1 pseudogene is annotated in these 436 nt (G+C 38.1%); it reads right to left on the reverse strand.

The features are described from left to right. Positions 1–111: pseudogene (locus tag H5162_RS21115) on the reverse strand (transposase); the annotation flags it as partial. Positions 112–436: the final 325 nt, after the last annotated feature.

The following is a 436-nucleotide window of genomic DNA, read 5'->3' on the forward strand; positions in this document are numbered from 1 at the left end:
GCCAGTAAAACGATCTTCGCCACATAGATAGGCTCGACGTACGCACCTAGAAATACAATGATAGTACTTTGTATCAGCCAAACTTATCTGACGCTTTCTCGCAATAGCCATGTGACAACCTGCTCATTTATTGTGCTAACAATAAAATTAGTACGTAACTGATACATTGCAAATCATAAGGTGGGTGTCTTCTTAGCACCCCGGTCAAACGAAAGTGAATGCCCAATGGCAATTGTATTGCTTAGTTCATAATATAGAAAAGCTGCAAAACACGATGCATTAATAAAGGTAAGCTGCTACCTCTCCAAATAAGCCACTTAAACACCTGTCATACCTTCCAAAACGCCCATTAAAGCAACAGTAAATCCTCTTTTTATATTTTACGTAAAATCGAAGTAACCGATTGAATCAAAATAGGAACTCAGCTATGGTTAAT

Origin of the sequence: Pseudoalteromonas sp. SR41-8, assembly GCF_014163915.1 — a bacterium.
Taxonomy (GTDB): domain Bacteria; phylum Pseudomonadota; class Gammaproteobacteria; order Enterobacterales; family Alteromonadaceae; genus Pseudoalteromonas; species Pseudoalteromonas rhizosphaerae.